The following is an 18,613-nucleotide window of genomic DNA, read 5'->3' as shown; positions in this document are numbered from 1 at the left end:
GACTCAGCGGGCGGAGACGGCGGCCAGGACCTCGGGCATGCGGCGGTCCAGCAGGCCGCCGGCCAGGTGCGCGCCGACCAGGTATGCCGCCAGGCCGTAGGCCAGCCCGGCCGGCAGCCCGAGCCACAGCCAGGCCGGACCGAGCAGATAGCCGGCGAGCACCACCGGCAGCGAACCGACGATCGCCCCGACCATCGCGCCCAGACTCGGCAGCGCCTTGCCGAGCCCGCCGCCGGAGGAGAGCGCGAACGGCGTGCTCGGATCTGGCAGCGCATAGGCCGCCCGGACCGAGACCGGCAGCACCAGCGCCAGCCCGACCCCGTAGGTGGCGACCAGCATGCCGAACGTGGCCGGGACCGACTCCGGCCGGCCGCCAGCCAGCAGACCCGTCACCAGCGCCACGAGCAGCAGCATCGGCAGCGTGAAGAGGGCGTGCGCGGCGGCTCGGGAATGCACCTCCAGACGGCCCGGGATCCCGGTGGCGAGGTTCGTGGCGTAGGCGCTTCCCTCGTACCCGAATTGGTTGGCCAAACCGATCGGCGCGATGGCGCCGACCAGGACTGCCAGGCCGCGTCCCCCGGAACCGCCCGAGCCGAAGGCGGTGGAGAGCGGCAGGAAGACACCCGCCACCCCCAGGGTGATCAGGGCGGCGCGCCGCCGCGTCTCCCGCCACCAGTACCGCGTCTCGCGCGCCATCAGCGCGCCGAATCGGCTCCGCGGCCACCAGCGGAACAGCAACTGATCCACCGGCCCGCGACCGTCCGCGCGGGTCACGGCGCTGCCGCGCCGGCTGCCTGCGGTCGCGGCGCCGGCCATGGCCCGCTCCAGCGTGCGGCTCCACCACCAGAGCAGGCCGCCGACGGCGACCAGCACGATCACGACCTTGATCGGTACGGCCCAAGCGCGCCCGCCCGCGACATCCAGCCCCACGGTCCACGCAGCGCCGAAGGGTGTCCACCCGACCACCTCGGCGATCAGCTGGACGCTTCGCCAGTCGGCCTGGTCGAGCAGCCCGAGCAGCAGCAACTGGGCCGGGCCGAGTGAGGCGGCCACCACCGCGAGCAGAACGGTGGCCAGGTCGCGGGCCCGGCGCGAGCGCAGAGCGGTGGCGAAAGCGCTGGTCACCGCCCGGCTGACGGCGACGCAGAGGAGCAGGCCGCAGATGATCCCGAGCAGCTGCGCGAGAGCGGCGCCGGGACCGCCGAGCCGGGCCGAGGTGTCGACCATCCCGGCGGTGGCGGCCAGCGTGGCGAGCGCCGGCAGCCCGATCAGGGCCGCCACGCCCAGCCCGGCCAGCAGGGTGCGCCGGGGCAGCGGCAGCAGCGCGAACTGTGCCGGGTCGAGCGAGTCGTCCACCCCGAAGAAGAGCAGCGGCATGAGGAACCAGCCGAAGACCAGCAGCGCGCCGCCGAACGGGAAGAGCACCTCGGCGGAGCGGGCGCTGTCAAGCAGGCCCGGCGTGGCGAACGCGGCATAGCCGAAGATGGCCAGGAAGCCGGCGGCGACGGCACCGAGCACGAACATCACGATCCGGGCCGGGCGGCCGCGCAGGCCGTTGCGGCTGATCCGCAGTTTGAGCCGGACGAACGGGCCGATCGACAGCGCCGGGGTCAGAGCCACGCCAGCTCCGAACCGGTGGCCACCCGGCCGCCGACGACCTGCACGAAGACGTCCTGCAGGGAGCGGTCACCGCGGATCTCGGCGAGCGGGCCGTGCATCCGCAGCACACCGTCGGACATGATCGCGACGTGCGAGCAGAGCCGCTCGACGACCTCCAGCACGTGGCTGGAGAAGACGACGGTGCCGCCGCCGGCCACGTACCGCTGGAGGATGTCGCGGATCAGGGCGGCCGACACCGGATCCACCGCCTCGAACGGCTCGTCCAGGACCAGCAGTCGTGGGGCGTGCAGCAGCGCGCAGGCCAGGCCGATCTTCTTCTTCATGCCGGCCGAGTAGTCGACCACCAGCGTGCGGTTGTCGACACCGAGTTCGAGCACGTCGAGCAGGTCGCGGGCGCGCTGGTCGACCACGTCGGCGGGCATCGCGCGGAGCAGCCCGTGATAGGCGAGCAGCTCGGGGCCGCTCAGCCGGTCGAACATCCGCACCCCGTCGGGGAGCACTCCGACCAGCGACTTCGCCTCGGCGGGGGACTGCCAGACGTCGTACCCCAGCAGGACGGCCTGGCCCGCGTCGGGCCGCAACAGGCCCACCGCCATGGAGAGTGTCGTGGTCTTGCCGGCCCCGTTGGGGCCGAGCAGGCCGTAGAACGAGCCGGCCGGAACCTCCAGGCTGACCTCGGAGACAGCGAGGCGGGAGTCGAACCGCTTGACCAGCCCGCGCAACGACATCGCCGCGGTGCCGCCCTCACTGGGCGGGCGCTGTGCCGGAATGCTCATGTACACGAACGTATCGGTACAGCGGGTGATCGGGGAACACCCGGACCGGCTGGCCGTGGCCGCCGGTCCGGGCCGGTGGCGATCAGCCCACCCGCTCGATCACGGCCCGCCGGATCAGGAACTTCCCGGGTTCGCGGACCTGCTCGAACGCGGCGTTGTTGAGCAGGATGCAGCTGCCCGAGGTGGTCTGCACGGTGACCGTGATGCTCTTGTCGTTGTCCAGGTTCGTCACCTTCAGGACGGTGCCGATGGGGAACGTCCCGCTGGAGGCGAACGGTTCGCCGGCCTCGCCGGAGAGGGTGACGGTCGAGCCCTGGCAGACGACGTCACCGTTCTGCTGAGGCGCCTCTTCCTCCGGCGCGGCTTCCTGTTCCTGCGCGGGCGGCGCGGGCGGCGCGGCGACCTCGCCGGTGCAGCCGGCCTGCTGCCGCTGGACGTTGATCAGGTCGATGACGTCCTGACGGTTCTTGAGCACGGCCTCGGTCTGCGCGTTCGGGTTGGCGCGCTGCTCGGCCATGAAGTCGAGGTTGCGCTGAATCGCCTGGTCCAGGCCGTCGCAGGTGGTGGAGGCGTTGCCCAGACCGGTGCCCACCGCGAGCGCGCCACCGGCCAGCGCGGCGACTACCAGCCCGATGACTACCTTGCGGTCGATCATTCCTCTGCGTCGTCTCATGCCCCGATTTACGGGACGGGCACGGCCGTGGCCGAGGATCGAACCTTAAAGATCCTTAAATCAGGTTCGCAGCGATTCGGGGGCGTGCAGCCGCAGCATGGTGGCGCCGACGTCGCCGGGAACCCGCCGGCTGCTCAGCAACGATCCGCCGACCATCACCACGAAGGCGAGCGGGACCGTCCAGGCGGCCGGCTGCTCGACGAGTTCCGCGGCGCTGCCGGTCAGCGGCGGTCCGAGGACGGTGATCAGGACCGAGGCCATCGCCGCGCCACCACCGGCGACGATGCCGGCGATCGCCCCCACGTCGGTCAGGCCTCGCCACCAGATGCCGAGCACGAGCAGCGGGCAGAAACTCGACGCGGCCACCGCGAACGCGAGGCCGACGACCTGCGAGACGTCCATGTCGGACACATAGAGGGCGAGCACGGTCGGCACCACCGCGGCGAGCACGGTGGCCAGCCGGAAGTCGCGGATCGAGCCGCTGCGCCCGGACCGCAGCACGTCCGTGAAGATCACCCCGGCGACGCTGGTGAGCAGGCCGGACGAGGTGGAGAGGAACGCGGCGAGGGCGCCCGCGGTGACCAGGGCGCCGAGCAGCCGGCCCAGATGCCCGCCGCCCAGCGCGGCCTCGGGCAGCAGCAGCACCACGGCGTCGGTGCGCCCGGTCATCAGCAGTTGCGGTGTGTAGATCCGGCCGAGCACGCCGTAGAGGGTGGGCAACAGATAGAAGAAGCCGACCATCGCGAGCACCACCAGCGTGGTGCGCCGGGCCGAGGCGCCGTCCGGATTCGTGTAGAACCGCACCAGCACGTGCGGTAACCCCATCGTTCCCAGGAACGTGGCGAGGATCAGCGAATAGGTCGCGAACAGGCCGAGTTCGCCGCCGGGCAGCAGCCAGTCCGGGCCGAACCGGGCCTCGACCGTGCTGACCCGCGGCACCGGGTCGCCCGCCGCGAACTGCAGCGTCTCCCCGGCCTCGACCGTGCGGCCACCCTCCAGCACCGCGTCGCGCTCGACCACGACCGTGGTCGCGGCGGGGAAGACCGCGCCGGCCGGCGGCGTCGCGGCCGGGCGGCCGTCGGCCTGCCACTGCAGGATCAAGAAGATCATCGGTACGGCCAGCGCGGTCAGCTTGAGCCAGTACTGGAACGCCTGCACGAAGGTGATCGCCCGCATCCCGCCGAACGCCACGTTCGCGGTGACGACGACGCTCACCAGCAGGGCACCCCAGACGTACGAGCCGCCGGTCACCGTGCTGAACGTCAGCCCGGCGCCCTGGAGCTGGGGCAGCAGGTAGAGGCAACCGATGAAGAGCACGAACGCGGTCGCCAACCGGCGCAGCGTGGTTGACCGGAGCCGCACCTGACAGAAGTCCGGCAGGGTGAACGCGCCGGAGCGGCGCAGCGGGGCGGCGACGAACAGCAGCAGCGCCAGGTATCCGGCGGCGAACCCGACCGGGTACCAGAGCATGTCGACGCCGTAGCAGAGGATCAGGCCTGCGACGCCGAGGAAGGACGCGGCGGAGAGGTACTCGCCACTGATCGCGGCCGCGTTCCAGGACGGGCTCACCGAACGGGACGCGACCAAAAAGTCCGATGTGGTTCGTGCGAACCGCAGGCCGTACGCGCCGATGGCCACGGTCAGCAGCACGACCGCGACCAGGCCCGGGGCGAGGTACGGGTTCACTGCTCCGGCCTGCGGATCAGGGCGGCGAAGTCCTGCTCGTTGCGTTCCGCCCAGCGCACGTAGGCGGCGCCGACCCCGACCAGGAACGGGAACGAGAGCAGCCCGAGCAGCAGCCACGGCAGATGCACGCCGAAGACGGTGAACCTGCCGACGGCCGGTGCGGCGGCGAACAGCAGCGGCAGCGTGCCGAGACCGGCGGCCACCACCAGCGCCAGCCGCAGGGCGAGCGCCAACTGCGCCCGGACCAGGCCCTTGACCAGCGCCTCACCGACCGGGGTCTGCTCGGCGAGGTCGGTGCGGGCCCGGTCGGTGGCGGCACGCCGGGTCGCGGCGTCAGCGAGGACCACCCGGGTGCGCGGGCTCGGGGGCGGATCGGCCATGTTCGGCAGTCTCGCCGCCCCCGGCGGATTGTCAATCCCTGTAGATCTCGTCCGCGCAGTCCGCGGGTGGGTTCACCGCCAGATCACGGGCGGTCTGCCGGCCGAGGTTCCACTCCCACCAGGCCTCGTCGGACGGCATCCGGTCGCCGATCGCCCAGAGCAGGCAGTCCTGGCGGTCCGCGTCGTCCAGCCCGGAGATCGCCGGCGCGGCGTCGGCGGAGAGCCCGCTCAGGTACGCCATGTCGATGCGCTGGGTGCGCTCGTAGCGCTGCACGTGGTTCTCGGCGATCAGGCCGTCCGGGTTCGCCCCGGCGAGGCCGAGCAGTGCCAGCACACCGGCCGCGATCGCCACCCGGGGCAGCCACGGCGCCCGGATCCGGATCCCGGCCACCAGCACCAGGACGAGCACGAACCCGAACCAGACCTCGCAGCAGGCGACCAGCAGCCGCAACCGGGTCAGCCCGTAGGTGTCGGTGTAGACGTTCATCCGGTGCAGCGCGGACGCGACGATGACCAGGGTGAGCGTGGCCAGCGTGCCCAGCACGATCCGCAGCAGCGTCCGGTCGCGGGCCTCACCGCGGGGCGCCCACCGGGCCGCGCCGGCCAGCACCACCAGGGTCAGGCCGGTGACGATGCAGAGCTGCCAGAAGCCGCTGCGGGCGTACTCGGCGTAGGTGAGCCCCTCGGTCTGCACGACGTGCCGGCTGCCGCCGAAGAGCACGGTGAGCTGGACCGCCACGAACGCCGCGAAGAGCAGGGTGAGCAGGCCGAGCGGGACGGCCCACTCGGCGCGGCGGACCTTGCGGCCCTCGGTGCGGTCCAGCCGGCTGACGTCCGGCGGGGCGGCGCGGAGGAAGGCGGCCGCGCCGAGCAGGACGAACGTGACGGCGGTCAGGAACACCCAGCGGAAGACCGTGTCGACGCGGATCTCCGGTGTCAGCGCGTCGAAAACCCGGGCGAAGGCCGCGTCGGCCGAGACGAAGAGCGAGCCGAAGACGGTGAGCAGGGCGATCGAGACGGCCACGGTCGCGGCGATCCGGACGCCAGAACCGTTCGGTCCGCGGCTGCCCAGACGGGCGAGACCACGCAGCAGCCAGGACAGGCCGCGCAGCGCGGCCACCGGGACGATGACGTACGACGCGGTCACGGCACGCATCGAGCGTCCGGTGCTGACCGCCACGACCCCGGTCACCGAGGCGGTCATCAGGCAGAGCACGAACAGCCAGTCGGCCGCCCGGAAGGTGCCGACCGCGAACAGGGCGACGGTGGCCGCGGCCCAGGCGACGCGGGTCCGGGAGACGGCCGGTGCGGGGCGCCGGACCAGCGGCGGCACCGCGTCCGGCTCCGGGAAGATCCGGGCGGCGACCAGGGCGGTGACGCCGGCGCTCACGGTGACCAGCCAGCCGACACCGGCCCGGTCGAGAGGGAGGGTGAGCGCGGCGACGACCGACGCGGCGAGCAGCGTGTAGATCGTCACGGCTGAGGGCGGGCGGCCCGGTCCGGGCCACCGGCGGTCCCATTCGGTCAGCGGCGGCCACGGCCCGTGCATCGGGCCGGCGTCCGTTTTTTGAGCTGGAGGTGCCGTGGACATGTCGATGCCTTCCCGCGCTGTGTCAGACGGTTTGCAGTGGAAGTCGTACTTCGATGTGGCAGCCGCGCTGCTGCTCCGGCTCGACCACCGCGATCGTTCCCCGGTGCAGCTGCACCACCCAGCGTGCGATCGCCAGGCCCAGCCCGGAGCCGCCGCCGGTCGCTCGTTCACCCCGGGTGAATCGTTCGAAGACCCGCTCGCGCTCGGCGGCCGGGATGCCGGAGCCCTGATCGGCCACGGCGAACAGGCAGTGCTCGTCGCGGCGCTCGGCCCGGACCGTGACGACGCCGCCCGGCGGGCTGTGCCGGGCCGCGTTGTCCAGCAGGTTCGCGAAGACCTGGTGCAGCCGCTCGCGGTCACCGCAGAGCACGATCCCGGGGGCGGAGACCTCGAACTTCACGTCGAGCCCGGTGCCGTCGGCGTTGACCGCGGCCTCCCGGACCACGTCGCCGAGGAAGACCGGCACGTCGATCAGATCCCGGCGCAGCGAGGTCACCCCGGCGTCCAGCCGGGACAGGTCGAGCAGGTCGGTGACCAGGCGACTCAGACGCTCGGTCTGGGCCAGGGCGGTGCGCATCGTCTCCGGCTCGGCCGCGGCCACCCCGTCGACGATGTTCTCCAGCACGCCCTGGAGCGCGGTGATCGGCGTACGCAACTCGTGCGAGACGTTGGCGATCAGCTCGCGCCGCTGCCGGTCGGCGGCCGCCAGGTCGGCGGCCATCTGGTTGAACGCGGAGGCCAGCTCGCCGACCTCGTCCTGTGACCGAGTGCGGACCCGCTGGGTGTAGTCGCCGCGGGCCATCTTGCGGGCCGCGACGGTCATCTCCCGCAGCGGCACGGTCGCGCCGTGCGCCATCACCTGGAGGGTGACCAGCCCGAGCGCGGCGGCGATGGCGATCCACAGCAGGTCGACCCGGTAGAAGTCGATGCTCCACAGGAAGACCAGCAGGCCCACCCCGCCGGCGAAGCCCAGGGCCAGCGAGAGTTTCGCCTTGATCGAGCGGACCGGGTCGAGCGGGCGCGGGAGCCACCCGAAGAGCCGGACCGCCAGGTCGTGCAGGGCGTTCACCGGTCGACCTCCAGGGCGTAACCGACGCCGTGCACGGTGCGGATCAGGTCGGCCCCGAGCTTGCGGCGCAGGCCCTTGATGTGGCTGTCGACGGTGCGGGTGCCGGAGGCGTCCGCCCAGCCCCACACCTCGGCCAGCAGCCGTTCGCGGGGCAGGACCGTCCGCGGCCGCTCGGCCAGGTGCAGCAGCAGGTCGAACTCGGTCGGGGTCAGGTGTGCCTCCACCCCGCCGCGCAGCACCCGCCGCTCCGCCGGGTTGATCTCCAGGTCGCCGAGCCGGATGCGCGGCGTCTCCGGTTTCGGCTGCCGGATCGCGGCCGCCTTGTCCGCCCGGCGCAGCAGCGCGTGCACCCGGGCGGCCAGCTCCCGCATCGAGAACGGCTTCGCCATGTAGTCGTCCGCGCCGACCGCGAGCCCGACCAGCAGGTCCGTCTCGTCGCCGCGCGCGGTCAGCATCAGGATCGGGACCGGGCGCTCGGCCTGGATGCGGCGGCACACCTCCAGGCCGTCGAAGCCGGGCAGCATCACGTCCAGCACGATCACGTCCGGGTGGGTGTTGCGGGCGGTCTCGACGGCGCTCGGGCCGTCGCCGACCACCTGCACCAGGAAACCTTCGGCGCGCAGCCGGGCGGCCACCGCGTCGGCGATGGCTCGCTCGTCCTCCACCAGCAGGACCCGTCGCTCGGTCGTCTCCATGGCCGATGAGCTTAGGTACCGGCTGGGTAGACGCCGGGGTCAAGTTGTGAACGAAGTGTGCAGATTGATCCGGCCAGCCTGTGTGCAAGTTGCAGAGCCTGTGGATAACTCTGTGGGTAAGTCGGTGGACCTGTGGATTACGGTGTGGATTAACGGGTCCAGTCGTGCTTGGCGGCCCGAATCAGACGGTCCTTGAGCTCCCGGGTGTGCCGGCGGCTCACCGGCAGCTCCACGCCGTCCACCGCCACCACATAACCGGAGTTGGTCAGCCGCAGCTCGGTCACCAGGCGCAGCTGCACCAGATACGACCGGTGGATACGGACGAAACCCGCGTTCGCCCAGCGCTCGGCCAGCGTGGCCAGCGAGACGCGGACCAGGTGGGACGTGTCCCCGGTGTGCAGCCGGGCGTAGTCGCCCTGCGCCTCCACCCAGCGCACCGAGGACCGCGGCAGCATGCGGGTGGTGCCGGCCAGCTCCACCGGGATCGCCGGCTCGTCCGGCGGCGTCGCCGGGGCCGGTGCGGAGCGCAGGCCCGCCACCCGGCGCAGCGACTCACCCAGCCGCTCGGCCCGCACCGGCTTGCGGACATAGTCGGTGACGCCCAGGTCGAAGGCGTCGACGGCGCCGTCGTCATAGGCGGTGACGAAGACGATCGCCGGTGGCTGGGCGAAACGGCGCAGGATCCGGGCCAGCTCCATGCCGTCCAGGCCGGGCATCCGGATGTCCAGGAAGACCGCGTCCACCTCGGTGTCGCGCAGCACCCGCAGCGCCTCGGTGGCGTCGCCGGCCCGGTGCACGTGTGCCACCCGGCCGTCGGCGTTGAGGAGATAGGCCAGCTCGTCGAGGGCGGGTGGCTCGTCGTCGACGGCGAGCACGACGAGACTCATGCCCGCACCTGGGGATGGAACTTCGGCACCCGCATGCTCACCTTCGTACCCGCTCCGAGGGCGGTCTCCACCACCAGGCCGTTGTGATCGCCGAACACCGAGCGCAACCGCTCGTCCACATTGACGAGGCCGACGTGCTGCCCGTCCTCGCCCTCCGAACCGTCGCGCCCGAAGACCGCCGGATCCATGCCGACGCCGTCGTCCTCGACCGTGATGTGGCACTCGGCCCCCGCGTCCCGCGCCTCGATGCTCACCATACCGACGCCGGGTTTGCGCGACAGGCCGTGCCGAACCGCGTTCTCCACCAGCGGTTGCAGGCAGAGGAACGGCAACCCGACCGGCAGCACCTCGGGGGCGATCTGCAGCCGGACCTGGAGCCGGTCGCCGAACCGGGCCCGCTCGATGGTGAGGTAACGGTCGATGGAGCGCAGCTCCTCGGCGAGCGTGGTGAACTCGCCGTGCGCCCGGAACGAGTAGCGCGTGAACTCGGCGAACTCCAGGATCAGCTCGCGGGCCCGCTCCGGATCGGTGCGCACGAACGAGGCGATCGCGGTCAGCGCGTTGTAGATGAAATGGGGGCTGATCTGCGCCCGCAGCGCCCGGACCTCGGCGCGTGCCAGCCGCTCGCGCGACGAGTCCAGCTCGGCGAGGGCGAGCTGCGAGCCGGCCCAGCGCGCCGCCTCCAGCGTCGCCTGCACCAGGCCCGGCGCGGGCTGGCCATCGGCCACCGCCACCAGCGCGGCCTCGGCCGTGCCGTCCGGCCCGGCCAGCGGCGCGATCATCGCGCCGCGCACCACGCAATCCATCCGGTCACAGGGCAGATCGGACCCGTTGAGCACGACCGAGCGCTGCGTCCCCACGGCCCGCCGGGCGGCGGCGGTCAGCTGGTCCTGATGGTGCGCGCCGCGACCGTCATAGGCCAGGCAGGTCTGCCCGTCGGTGATCGCCAGCCCGACCGCACCCACCAGCGTGCGCAGGTGCCGGACCGCCTTGCCGGCCGACGCCGGGGTGAGCCCGCCCCGCAGCGGCTCGGCGGCCAGGGCCGCGGTGTGCAGCACGTCGTAGGTGGCGCGCTGCATCGCGGTGGCGATCCCCCGCCGGGCCCGCAGCCGGATCACCGCGGCCACCGCGGCGGCCAGGGCTGCGAGCACAGCGAGGACCGCCAGCACACTCCCGACCTGACCCGCCACGCAGCGATCCTGACGGCTCCGCCGGGCTAACTCAATAGGCGCCCTTGCGCTTCAGGACGACGAAGATGGTGCGCCAGAGGATGCTCAGGTCGTAGGTGAGCGACCAGTTGTCGACGTAGTAGAGGTCGAGACGGACCGCCTCGTCCCAGGACAGGTCGGACCGGCCGCTGACCTGCCACAGGCCGGTGATGCCGGGGCGCACCAGCAGGCGGCGGCGGACGTCGCCGAGGTAGTCACCGTCGTCCGCGGGCAGCGGGCGGGGACCGACCAGGGACATCTCGCCCTTGAGCACGTTGATCAGCTGGGGCAGCTCGTCCAGAGAGGTGGCCCGCAGCTTCGCTCCGAAGGAGAAGATCCGCGGGTCGTGCTTCATCTTGAAGAGCATGCCGTCGGACTCGTTGAGTTCCTCCAGCGTGGCCTTGCGCTCCTCGGCGTCCACATACATCGTCCGGAACTTCCAGACCCGGAAGGTGCGGCCGTCGTGGCCGACCCGGGTCTGCCGGAAGAAGATCGGGCCGGGGTCGGACAGCCGGATGCCGATCGCGATGACCAGCAGGATCGGGCTGATCAGCAGCAGGCCGAGGCCGGCGGCGACCCGGTCCATCAGGTTCTTGACCAGCCAGCCGGGGCCGGAGAGGGTCGGCTCCTCGACGTGCAGGAGCGGCAGTCCCTCGATCGGGCGGATGTGGACCCGGGGGCCGGCGATGTCGGTGAGCTGCGGCGCGACCACCAGGTCCACACCGGTGCCTTCGAGCTGCCAGGCCAGCCGGCGCAGCTCGCCGGGCTCGGTGCTGGCCGATCCGCAGACCGCGATGGTGTCGGCGCCGACCTCGCGGACCAGCGACAGGACGTCACGACCGGCGTAGACCGGGACCGGGGTCTCGATGCCACGCGCCGCCGCGTACCCGTCGGTGATGTGGATGGCGACCGGGATGAGGCCGGCGGCCGGGCTGCGGGTGACCGCGGTGTAGACCTCGAGCGCCTCCGGCAGCGTGCCGACCAGGACCATCCGGTGCGCGCCGTGCCCGGTGCTGCGCCGGGCGAAGTGCAGCACCTGCCGGGCACCCACCCGGCACAGCAGGATGAGCACGAGCGCGCTCAGCGACGCCGTGGCGACCGTGCCACGGGACAGGTCGGCCTTGGTGGCGAACGCCAGCAGCGACACACAGGCCACGACGGTGACCGAGGTCCGCACGACCCGTTTGAACTCCTCGCTGCCCAGACCGAGATAGCGCCGGTCGTAGGTGCCGTTGGTCCAGAGCAGGACCAGCCAGCCGAGCGGCAGCACGATGTAGGCGAAGAAGAAGAAGAGTTCGGTGCCCTCCAGCGGGCCCCAGCTCCGGTTGGTGAAACCGGCTCGCGATTTCTCCAGGAAGGTGGCGGCGATCCAACTGGCCGTCAGAGTGGACAGCAGGTCGAGCAGGACGAGCCCGAACGTGTACGGCCGGTGCCAACGGGACAGGCGCCGACGCTGCCGGCTCCACGCCGATCGGGGAACGCCGTTGCTCGGAGTCGGCGAGTGCCACTCGAAGCTGTCGTACCCCACGGGCTTGCTCCGGCTGCTGTCGGTGGTTGGGCGATGCAGGCTAGTCGTCACTTCGCCTACGTCCTCCCGCATCCGGAAAAAGATTACGCACCGCCACGACGGTCGGGTCGTCGGCGGGTCCGCCGATACCCGTTCGCGTCATAACGGTTGCCAGGGACCGAGCCACTATACCGATGGATCGGCCGGAGTGAAGGTGACGTTGCGGTGGCAATCCCACCTTGTACGTTGCGTGACTGAGCGGTGGCAAAATCACCGCACCAGCTTGGACAGCCTGCGGTCCGCCAACGGCTTACCGCCGGTCTGGCAGGTAGGGCAGTATTGCAGACTCTTGTCCGCGAACGAGACTTCTCGCACCGTATCCCCGCAAACCGGGCAGGGAAGCCCGGTCCGGGCGTGGACCCGCATGCCCGCGCGCTTCTCGCCCTTGAGCTCGGCCGCCTTCTGCCCGACCGATCGCTCGACGGCGTCGGTCTCCACCGCGCGCATCGCCTCGTAGAGGGTGCCGATCTGCTCGTCGGTGAGCTTGCCGCTGAGCGCGAACGGCGACAGTTTCGCCACGTGCAGGATCTCGTCGGAGTAGGCGTTGCCGATCCCGGCGAGCACCTCCTGGTCGGTGAGGACGCCCTTGATCTGTCCGTTCCGCCCGCGTATGCGAGAAGTGAACTCGTCGAGCGAAACGGCCAGCGCGTCCGGGCCGAGCCGCGACACGCCGGGGACCTCGGCCGGATCCCGCACCAGATAGGCCGCCAGGGACTTCTGGGTACCGGCCTCGGTCAGGTCGAAACCGGAGTCGTCGTCGAGCCGGACCCGGATCGCGATCGGGCCACTGCCCGGCTTGAGCGGAGCCGGCGACTTGAACGAGTCGCGATAGTGCAGCCAGCCGGCGCGTGCCAGGTGGACGATCAGATGCAGCTCCGGGCCGATGCCGACGTCGAGGAACTTGCCGTGCCGGCCGGCGGCGACGACGGGCAGGCCACCCAGGGTGGACGGCGCCGGGTCATAGGTCTTCAGCGCGCTGAAGGAGGCGACCTCGAAGCGCTGCACGGTATGGCCGACCGCACGCTCACGCAGGTAAGCCGCGAGCGCCTCGACCTCGGGGAGTTCGGGCACCTCCTCACGGTAGCGGTTTCCGTCACGAGCGAGGAGAGAGCGGAGCGAGCCCCGCAGTCCGCGACCTCTAGGCTCCGGTTCATGAAGGTGGTGGTAGCGCACAACCGGTACCGCGAGGCGATCCCCTCCGGGGAGAACGTCATCGTCGACACCGAGATCGAGCAGCTGCGGGCGGCGGGGGTCGAGGTGGTGCCCTTCCAGCGCAGCTCGGACTCGATCGGCGAGATGCCGGCGAGCCGCAAGGTGCTGCTGCCCATCTCCCCGATGTACGGCGTGGACGCCCAGCGCGACCTGTCCGAACTCCTGTCCCGGGAGAAGCCGGACGTGCTGCACCTGCACAACCCGTACCCGCTGCTCTCGCCCTGGGTGATCCGGACCGCGCACGCGCACGGCGTGCCGGTCGTGCAGACCGTGCACAACTACCGGCAGGTCTGCTCGTCCGGGCTGTACTTCCGCGACGGGCACAACTGCCGGGACTGCCGGGGCAAGATCCTCGGCTGGCCGGCGATCAAGCACCGCTGCTACCGCGGCTCCGCGGCGCAGAGCGCGATCATGGCGACCACCCTGGCCGTGCACCGGGGGACCTGGCGCTCGGTGGACCGGTACATCGCCCTCACCGACAAGATCGCCGGGCATCTCGGCGACTACGGCATCCCGGCCGAGCGGATCGTGATCAAACCGAACGGCCTGCCCGACCCGGGCGCGCCGGAACCGCTGGGCGACGGCTTCCTCTACGGCGCCCGGCTCTCCCCGGAGAAGGGCCTCGGCCTGCTGCTCGACGCCTGGCAGCGGCACCCGGACGGCGCCCTCGGGACACTGCGGATCGCCGGCGACGGCGAGCTGCGCCCGCTGGCGGAGCAGGCGGCGGCCCGGCGGGCGGACGTGACCTATCTGGGCCCGCTGGACCGGGCCGGGATGACCGCGGCACGCCGCGCGTCGGCGGTGGTGATCGCCGTGCCGACCTGGGAGGACGTGCTCCCGACGGTGATCCTGGAGGCGATGTCGGCGGGCCGGGCCGTGCTCGGCACCGCGGTCGGCGGCATCCCGTACCTGGTGGGCAGCGGGGCCGAGGCGGCCGGCTGGCTGGCCCAGCCGGACCCGGAGTCGCTCGCGGCGGCCCTGCCGGTGGCCCGTGCCGGTGCGGCGGCCGCGGCGCCGGCCGCCCGGGAGCGATACCTGCGGCACTTCCACCCGGACGTGCTGACCCACCGGCTGACCGAGATCTATACCGAGATGATTGCTGATTCACAGCGCACATCTAGGTAATTTCGCCGCCCCGCGGGCAAAATCGCGCGTGTGACAGATCGATCAGTCTCGCAGTCCGGAGTCTCCCGCCGTACGGTGCTGCTCGGTTCCGCCACGGCGGCCGTCGTGGCGGGCGGCGCCGGTTTCCTGCTCGGCCGAGCCGGCCGGGAGGACGAACCGCCACGGACCGCGGCGCCGGCCGCCCCACCCGCCAAGTACCGCTCCCGCCCCGACCTGGACGGGCTCCCCGACGTCACCATCACCACGCCGGCCGACAACGTCGCACCGGGATACGTCTTCCTGACCCCGTTCGCCGGCGAGACGCTGCGCGGACCGCTGATCGTGGACGCCAAGGGCTCCCCGGTGTGGTTCAAGAAGGTGCCCGACCCGGCCACCGTCGCCATCGACTTCAAGGTGCAGCGGTACCGGAACAAACCCGTGCTGACCTGGTGGGAGGGGACCATCGGGGGAACCGGCGGGCAGGGCGTCGGGCAGGGCGAGTTCGTGATCGTCGACGAGTCCTACCGGGAGATCGCCCGGATCCGCGCGGCCGGGACCGAACAGGCCGACCAGCACGATCTGGTGCTCACGCCGGCCGGGACGGCGCTGTTCTGGGTCTACGACCCGGTGCCGTTCGACCTCTCCGCGAAGGGCGGTCCGGCCGACGGGGTGCTGCACGACGGTGTGCTCCAGGAGATCGACGTGGCGACCGGCCGGAAGGTCTTCGAGTGGCGGGCCCGCGAGCACGTGACGCTGGACGAGTCGTACGCGCCGCTGCCGCAGGGCGAGGCGGCCCACCTGCCCTACGACTACCTGCACCCGAACTCGGTCAGCCTGGACCACGACGGGCACCTGCTCTTCTCCGCCCGGCACACCTGGGCGGTCTACAAGGTGCACCGCAAGACCGGCGCGGTCATCTGGCGCATCGGCGGCAAGAAGTCCGACCTCCGGGTCGACCAGCGGTCCACCTTCTCCTGGCAGCACGACTTCCAGCGGCGCCGGGACGGCAGCTACAGCATCTTCGACAACGGCGCCGGGATCACCACCGAACGCGACTACTCGCGTGGGCTGATCTTCCAGGTCGACGAGCAGGCCCGGACGGTCACCTTCGTCGCCGAGCACGTGCACCCGCAGCGGCTCTCCGCCCCGACCCAGGGCAACTTCCGGGAGCTGCCGGACGGCGGCACGTTCATCGGGTGGGGCGAGAAGCCGCACTTCACCGAACACCGGCCGGACGGCACGGTGCGGTTCGCCGGCCATCTGCCGGAGGGCAACCAGTCATACCGGGCGTACAAGGCGGACTGGATCGGGGTCGCCCACGACCAGCCGGCGCTCGGCCTGCGCGTGGAGGGCGGCAACGTGCTGGCCTCGGCGAGCTGGAACGGGCACACCATGGTGACGAAGTGGCGGGCCCGGTCCGGAGCCCAGCCGGGCGTGCTGCAGGGCGCGGTGGAGGCGGCGCGGTCCGGGTTCGAGACCACGCTGACCATTCCCGGCACGCCGGAGTACGTGGTGGTGGAGGCGCTGGACGACGCCGGTCAGGTGCTCGGGTCCTCCAGCGCCATCCCGATCAGGATCTGAGCGCCGCGCGCCCGGTGAAGGCGATGCTGGCCGCCAGGAACCCGGCGTTGATCAGGGTGAACAGCGCGACGAACCAGACCGTCCACTGCGGCGCCACGGTGAGCACCACGCCGGCCAGCGTGATCACCGCGCCGTAGTCACGGACCAGCTTGACCATCCGGACCGGCAGGGACCGGCTGGTCACCATGCTGGACGCCTGGTCGCCGCCCTGCATCACCGAGGTGACCAGGTTGACCATCCAGGTGGCGGCGAACGCGGCCAGCAGCCAGGCCGGGGTGTCCGGCTCCTGCGCCTTGGCGGTCGCGGCCAGGGCTGCCACCAGGGCGGACTGGACCGCGACGTCGCAGAGCACGTCGAGGCGGGCGCCGGCCGGGCTGGTCTGCCCGGTCACCCGGGCCAGCTGGCCGTCGGAGCAGTCGAACGCGTACGCCAGCTGCCAGCCGATCAGCGCGAGCAACCCGACCGGCGCCGCCCAGAAGCTGCCGTCGGCCACCGGGCCGGCGGCAGCGATCACCACGAAGGAGGTCAGGCAGCCGAGCCCGAGGTTGAAGACGGTGAGCACGGTCGGGGTGAGGCGGTGCTTGTGCGCCCGCACCGCGATCCGGGCGCCGATCCGTTGACTGATTCCCTCGCTGAAGAGGCCACCGCCCCGGTTCACCGCGTAGTAGTCGGCGGCCGTGGGCGCGGGCTCAGTGGGCTGCGACTGCATCGTCGTACTCGGCCAGCTTCCGCCGGATCTCGTCCGGCTTCATGTCCAGGTGTTCGAGGATGGTGTAGCGGTCCGGCCGGGTCCGCGGGGCGAACTCGACGATCCGCACGAACTGCTCGACGTCCAGGCCGACGTCCGAGGGGGTGCGCGGCAGCTGGTGGCGGGCCAGGCACTCGGACATCTGCCGGAACCGCCGCTCGTCGCCGCGCAGGAAGGTGCAGAACAGCGCGCCCATGCCGGCCAGCTCGCCGTGCGACGCCGTACCCGGGTAGAGCGAGTCGGTGGCGTGCATGATCTCGTGGCAGCCGCCGCTGGAGGGCCGGCTGCTGCCGCAGACCGCCATCGCGAGGCCGCTGGAGATCAGCGCCTCGGCCAGCACGGTGACGAACGCGTCGTCGGTCATGTCGCCGGGCATGGTGAGCACCGCCTCGGCGCCCATCCGGGCCAGCGAGGCGGCCAGGCCGTCGACCGGCTCGCCGCGCACCTCGCGGGCCAGCTCCCAGTCGGCCAGCGCGCTGATGTTGCTGATCACGTCACCGATGCCGGCCCGGTTGACCAGCTCCGGGCCGTTCTCGACGAAGTCCAGGTCGACGACGACGCCGAACGGGATGTGCACGCCGTACGAGCCCTTGATGCCGTCGTTGATGAGGCTGGCGACCGGGGAGGCGATGCCGTCGTTGGCGAGGCTGGTCGCCACCGAGACCATCGGCAGGCCCCAGCGGCTGGCCGCGTACTTGGCGGTGTCGACGGTCTTGCCGCCGCCGATGCCGATCACCGCGTCGTAGTGCCCGGAGCGCAGCTTGTCGGCCAGCTCCAGCGCCGCGTCCAGCGTGCCACCGGTGGTGGTGAAGACGGTCGCCGACTGCAGCGAGGGCCGCAGCAGGTCGACCACCTTCTCGCCGAGCCCCGGGCCGACCACCACCGCGACGTCGCCGCCGGCGGAGATACGACCGTCGGCGAGGATCTTGCCGAGGTCGGCGACCGCGCCCCGCCGCACCTCGATGTGCAGCGGGGTCTGGACGCTACGAGCTAGTAGCGGCATGCGATGTCCCGGGCCTTGGCCAGGTCGTCGTGGTTGTCCACCTCGACCCAGGGCAGGTCGCCGATCTCGGCGGCACGCACCTCGCCGCCCCGGTTCGCGTACTCCTGGAAGCCGTCCTCGTAGTACAGGTCGGGGTTGCGCTCCCAGGTGGTCTTGAGCGCGTCGGCCAGGGCCGACGCGGCGGACGCCTCGATGATGTTGGCGCCGATGTACTCGCCGTACGCCTCGGCCGGGTCCATCAGCTTGGTGATCTTGGTGAGCTGGCCGTCGGCGCCGAAGACGGTCTTCATCTCCTCGTCGGCCAGCTTCTTCACCGTGTCGACGGCGAGCAGGATGCTCGGGCCGCGCTTGGCCAGCAGCGTGTGCTCGACGCTGACCGGGTGCACGGTGTCGCCGTTGACCATCAGCGCGCCCTGGGCGAAGTGGTCCCGGGCCAGCCACAGGGAGTAGGCGTTGTTCCACTCCTCGGCCTTGTCGTTGTGCACCAGGGAGATCTTCACGCCGTACTTGCGCTCGAAGCCCTCGACCCGCTCCTCCACCGCGCCGGCGCAGTAGCCGACCACGATCGTCACGTCGGTCAGGCCGGCGGCTGCCAGGTTGCGCAGGGAGATGTCCATGATCGTGGTCTCCCCGTCCACGGGGACCAGCGCCTTCGGCAGCGTGTCCGTGTACGGGCGCAACCTGCGCCCCGCGCCGGCGGCGAGTACCAGACCGATCATGGGTGGTTCCTTCCAGAACGAGGGGTGTGCCCAGCGAGGATAGCGGCACCAGTCCCATCAGCAGGACTCGCGCGGACCACTGGGAAAATGGTAT

General features: G+C 71.7%; 17 protein-coding genes. 2 read left to right on the top strand and 15 right to left on the bottom strand.

Features of this window, described 5'->3' with window-relative positions:
- Positions 1-3: 3 nt before the first annotated feature.
- The 12 genes from AB0F81_RS00885 to AB0F81_RS00830 form a co-directional block, all read right to left on the bottom strand.
- Complete coding sequence (locus AB0F81_RS00885; RefSeq protein ID WP_360188904.1) at positions 4-1,620, bottom strand: ABC transporter permease; 1,617 nt, start codon at positions 1,618-1,620, stop codon at positions 4-6.
- Positions 1,611-2,396 (bottom strand): ABC transporter ATP-binding protein, encoded by a 786-nt coding sequence (locus AB0F81_RS00880; RefSeq protein WP_360188901.1) that lies wholly within the window; start codon positions 2,394-2,396, stop codon positions 1,611-1,613. Before AB0F81_RS00880 ends, AB0F81_RS00885 begins: the two co-directional genes overlap by 10 nt.
- Before the next feature lie 82 nt (positions 2,397-2,478).
- Entirely contained in the window at positions 2,479-3,069 is a 591-nt protein-coding gene (locus AB0F81_RS00875; RefSeq protein ID WP_360188898.1) for a hypothetical protein, read from the bottom strand.
- 60 nt (positions 3,070-3,129) lie between these two features.
- Positions 3,130-4,755, bottom strand: a complete 1,626-nt coding sequence (locus tag AB0F81_RS00870) for a cation acetate symporter (protein WP_360188895.1) — start codon at positions 4,753-4,755, stop codon at positions 3,130-3,132.
- Positions 4,752-5,135, bottom strand: coding sequence for a hypothetical protein (locus AB0F81_RS00865; protein ID WP_360188892.1), 384 nt, complete (start codon positions 5,133-5,135; stop codon positions 4,752-4,754). Before AB0F81_RS00865 ends, AB0F81_RS00870 begins: the two co-directional genes overlap by 4 nt.
- Positions 5,136-5,166: 31 nt before the next feature.
- A complete protein-coding gene (locus AB0F81_RS00860; RefSeq protein WP_360188889.1) occupies positions 5,167-6,612 on the bottom strand; it encodes a DUF4173 domain-containing protein in 1,446 nt (481 codons plus the stop codon).
- Between the two features lie 136 nt (positions 6,613-6,748).
- Positions 6,749-7,795, bottom strand: coding sequence for a HAMP domain-containing sensor histidine kinase (locus AB0F81_RS00855; RefSeq protein WP_360188886.1), 1,047 nt, complete (start codon positions 7,793-7,795; stop codon positions 6,749-6,751).
- Positions 7,792-8,490: a response regulator transcription factor gene (locus tag AB0F81_RS00850; RefSeq protein ID WP_360188883.1), complete on the bottom strand. Its 699-nt coding sequence runs from the start codon at positions 8,488-8,490 to the stop codon at positions 7,792-7,794. The genes AB0F81_RS00855 and AB0F81_RS00850 overlap by 4 nt, the downstream gene beginning before the upstream one ends.
- A 149-nt stretch (positions 8,491-8,639) precedes the next feature.
- The gene (locus tag AB0F81_RS00845) at positions 8,640-9,377 is read right to left on the bottom strand and encodes a LytTR family DNA-binding domain-containing protein (RefSeq protein ID WP_360188880.1); all 738 of its coding nucleotides are present in this window, start codon (positions 9,375-9,377) and stop codon (positions 8,640-8,642) included.
- On the bottom strand, positions 9,374-10,567 hold the full coding sequence (locus AB0F81_RS00840; RefSeq protein WP_360188878.1) for a histidine kinase: 1,194 nt from the start codon (positions 10,565-10,567) through the stop codon (positions 9,374-9,376). Before AB0F81_RS00840 ends, AB0F81_RS00845 begins: the two co-directional genes overlap by 4 nt.
- Positions 10,568-10,598: 31 nt before the next feature.
- Complete coding sequence (locus tag AB0F81_RS00835; protein WP_360188875.1) at positions 10,599-12,185, bottom strand: sugar transferase; 1,587 nt, start codon at positions 12,183-12,185, stop codon at positions 10,599-10,601.
- A 177-nt stretch (positions 12,186-12,362) separates the two neighbouring features.
- A complete protein-coding gene (locus AB0F81_RS00830; protein ID WP_360188872.1) occupies positions 12,363-13,223 on the bottom strand; it encodes a DNA-formamidopyrimidine glycosylase family protein in 861 nt (286 codons plus the stop codon).
- An 81-nt stretch (positions 13,224-13,304) separates the two neighbouring features.
- On the opposite strand from AB0F81_RS00830, the gene AB0F81_RS00825 reads away from it, so the two are divergent.
- Both AB0F81_RS00825 and AB0F81_RS00820 read left to right on the top strand, forming a co-directional pair.
- A complete protein-coding gene (locus tag AB0F81_RS00825; RefSeq protein ID WP_360188869.1) occupies positions 13,305-14,489 on the top strand; it encodes a glycosyltransferase family 4 protein in 1,185 nt (394 codons plus the stop codon).
- A gap of 30 nt (positions 14,490-14,519) precedes the next feature.
- Positions 14,520-16,049: an arylsulfotransferase family protein gene (locus AB0F81_RS00820; protein WP_360188866.1), complete on the top strand. Its 1,530-nt coding sequence runs from the start codon at positions 14,520-14,522 to the stop codon at positions 16,047-16,049.
- Here the strand turns inward: AB0F81_RS00820 and AB0F81_RS00815 are convergent.
- From AB0F81_RS00815 to AB0F81_RS00805, 3 genes are read right to left on the bottom strand one after another with little or no spacing between them, the layout of a single operon-like run.
- Positions 16,039-16,758, bottom strand: coding sequence for a CDP-alcohol phosphatidyltransferase family protein (locus AB0F81_RS00815; protein WP_360188863.1), 720 nt, complete (start codon positions 16,756-16,758; stop codon positions 16,039-16,041). The two genes, AB0F81_RS00820 and AB0F81_RS00815, sit on opposite strands and share 11 nt — an antisense overlap.
- On the bottom strand, positions 16,739-17,800 hold the full coding sequence (locus AB0F81_RS00810) for an iron-containing alcohol dehydrogenase family protein (protein WP_360188860.1): 1,062 nt from the start codon (positions 17,798-17,800) through the stop codon (positions 16,739-16,741). The genes AB0F81_RS00815 and AB0F81_RS00810 overlap by 20 nt, the downstream gene beginning before the upstream one ends.
- Entirely contained in the window at positions 17,788-18,519 is a 732-nt protein-coding gene (locus AB0F81_RS00805) for a phosphocholine cytidylyltransferase family protein (protein WP_360188857.1), read from the bottom strand. The genes AB0F81_RS00810 and AB0F81_RS00805 overlap by 13 nt, the downstream gene beginning before the upstream one ends.
- Between the last annotated feature and the right edge of the window lie 94 nt (positions 18,520-18,613).

Source organism: Actinoplanes sp. NPDC024001 (assembly GCF_040638955.1).
Lineage (GTDB): Bacteria > Actinomycetota > Actinomycetes > Mycobacteriales > Micromonosporaceae > Actinoplanes.
Note: the sequence above shows the minus strand (reverse complement) of the source record. Positions and strands in the feature narration are given on the sequence as shown.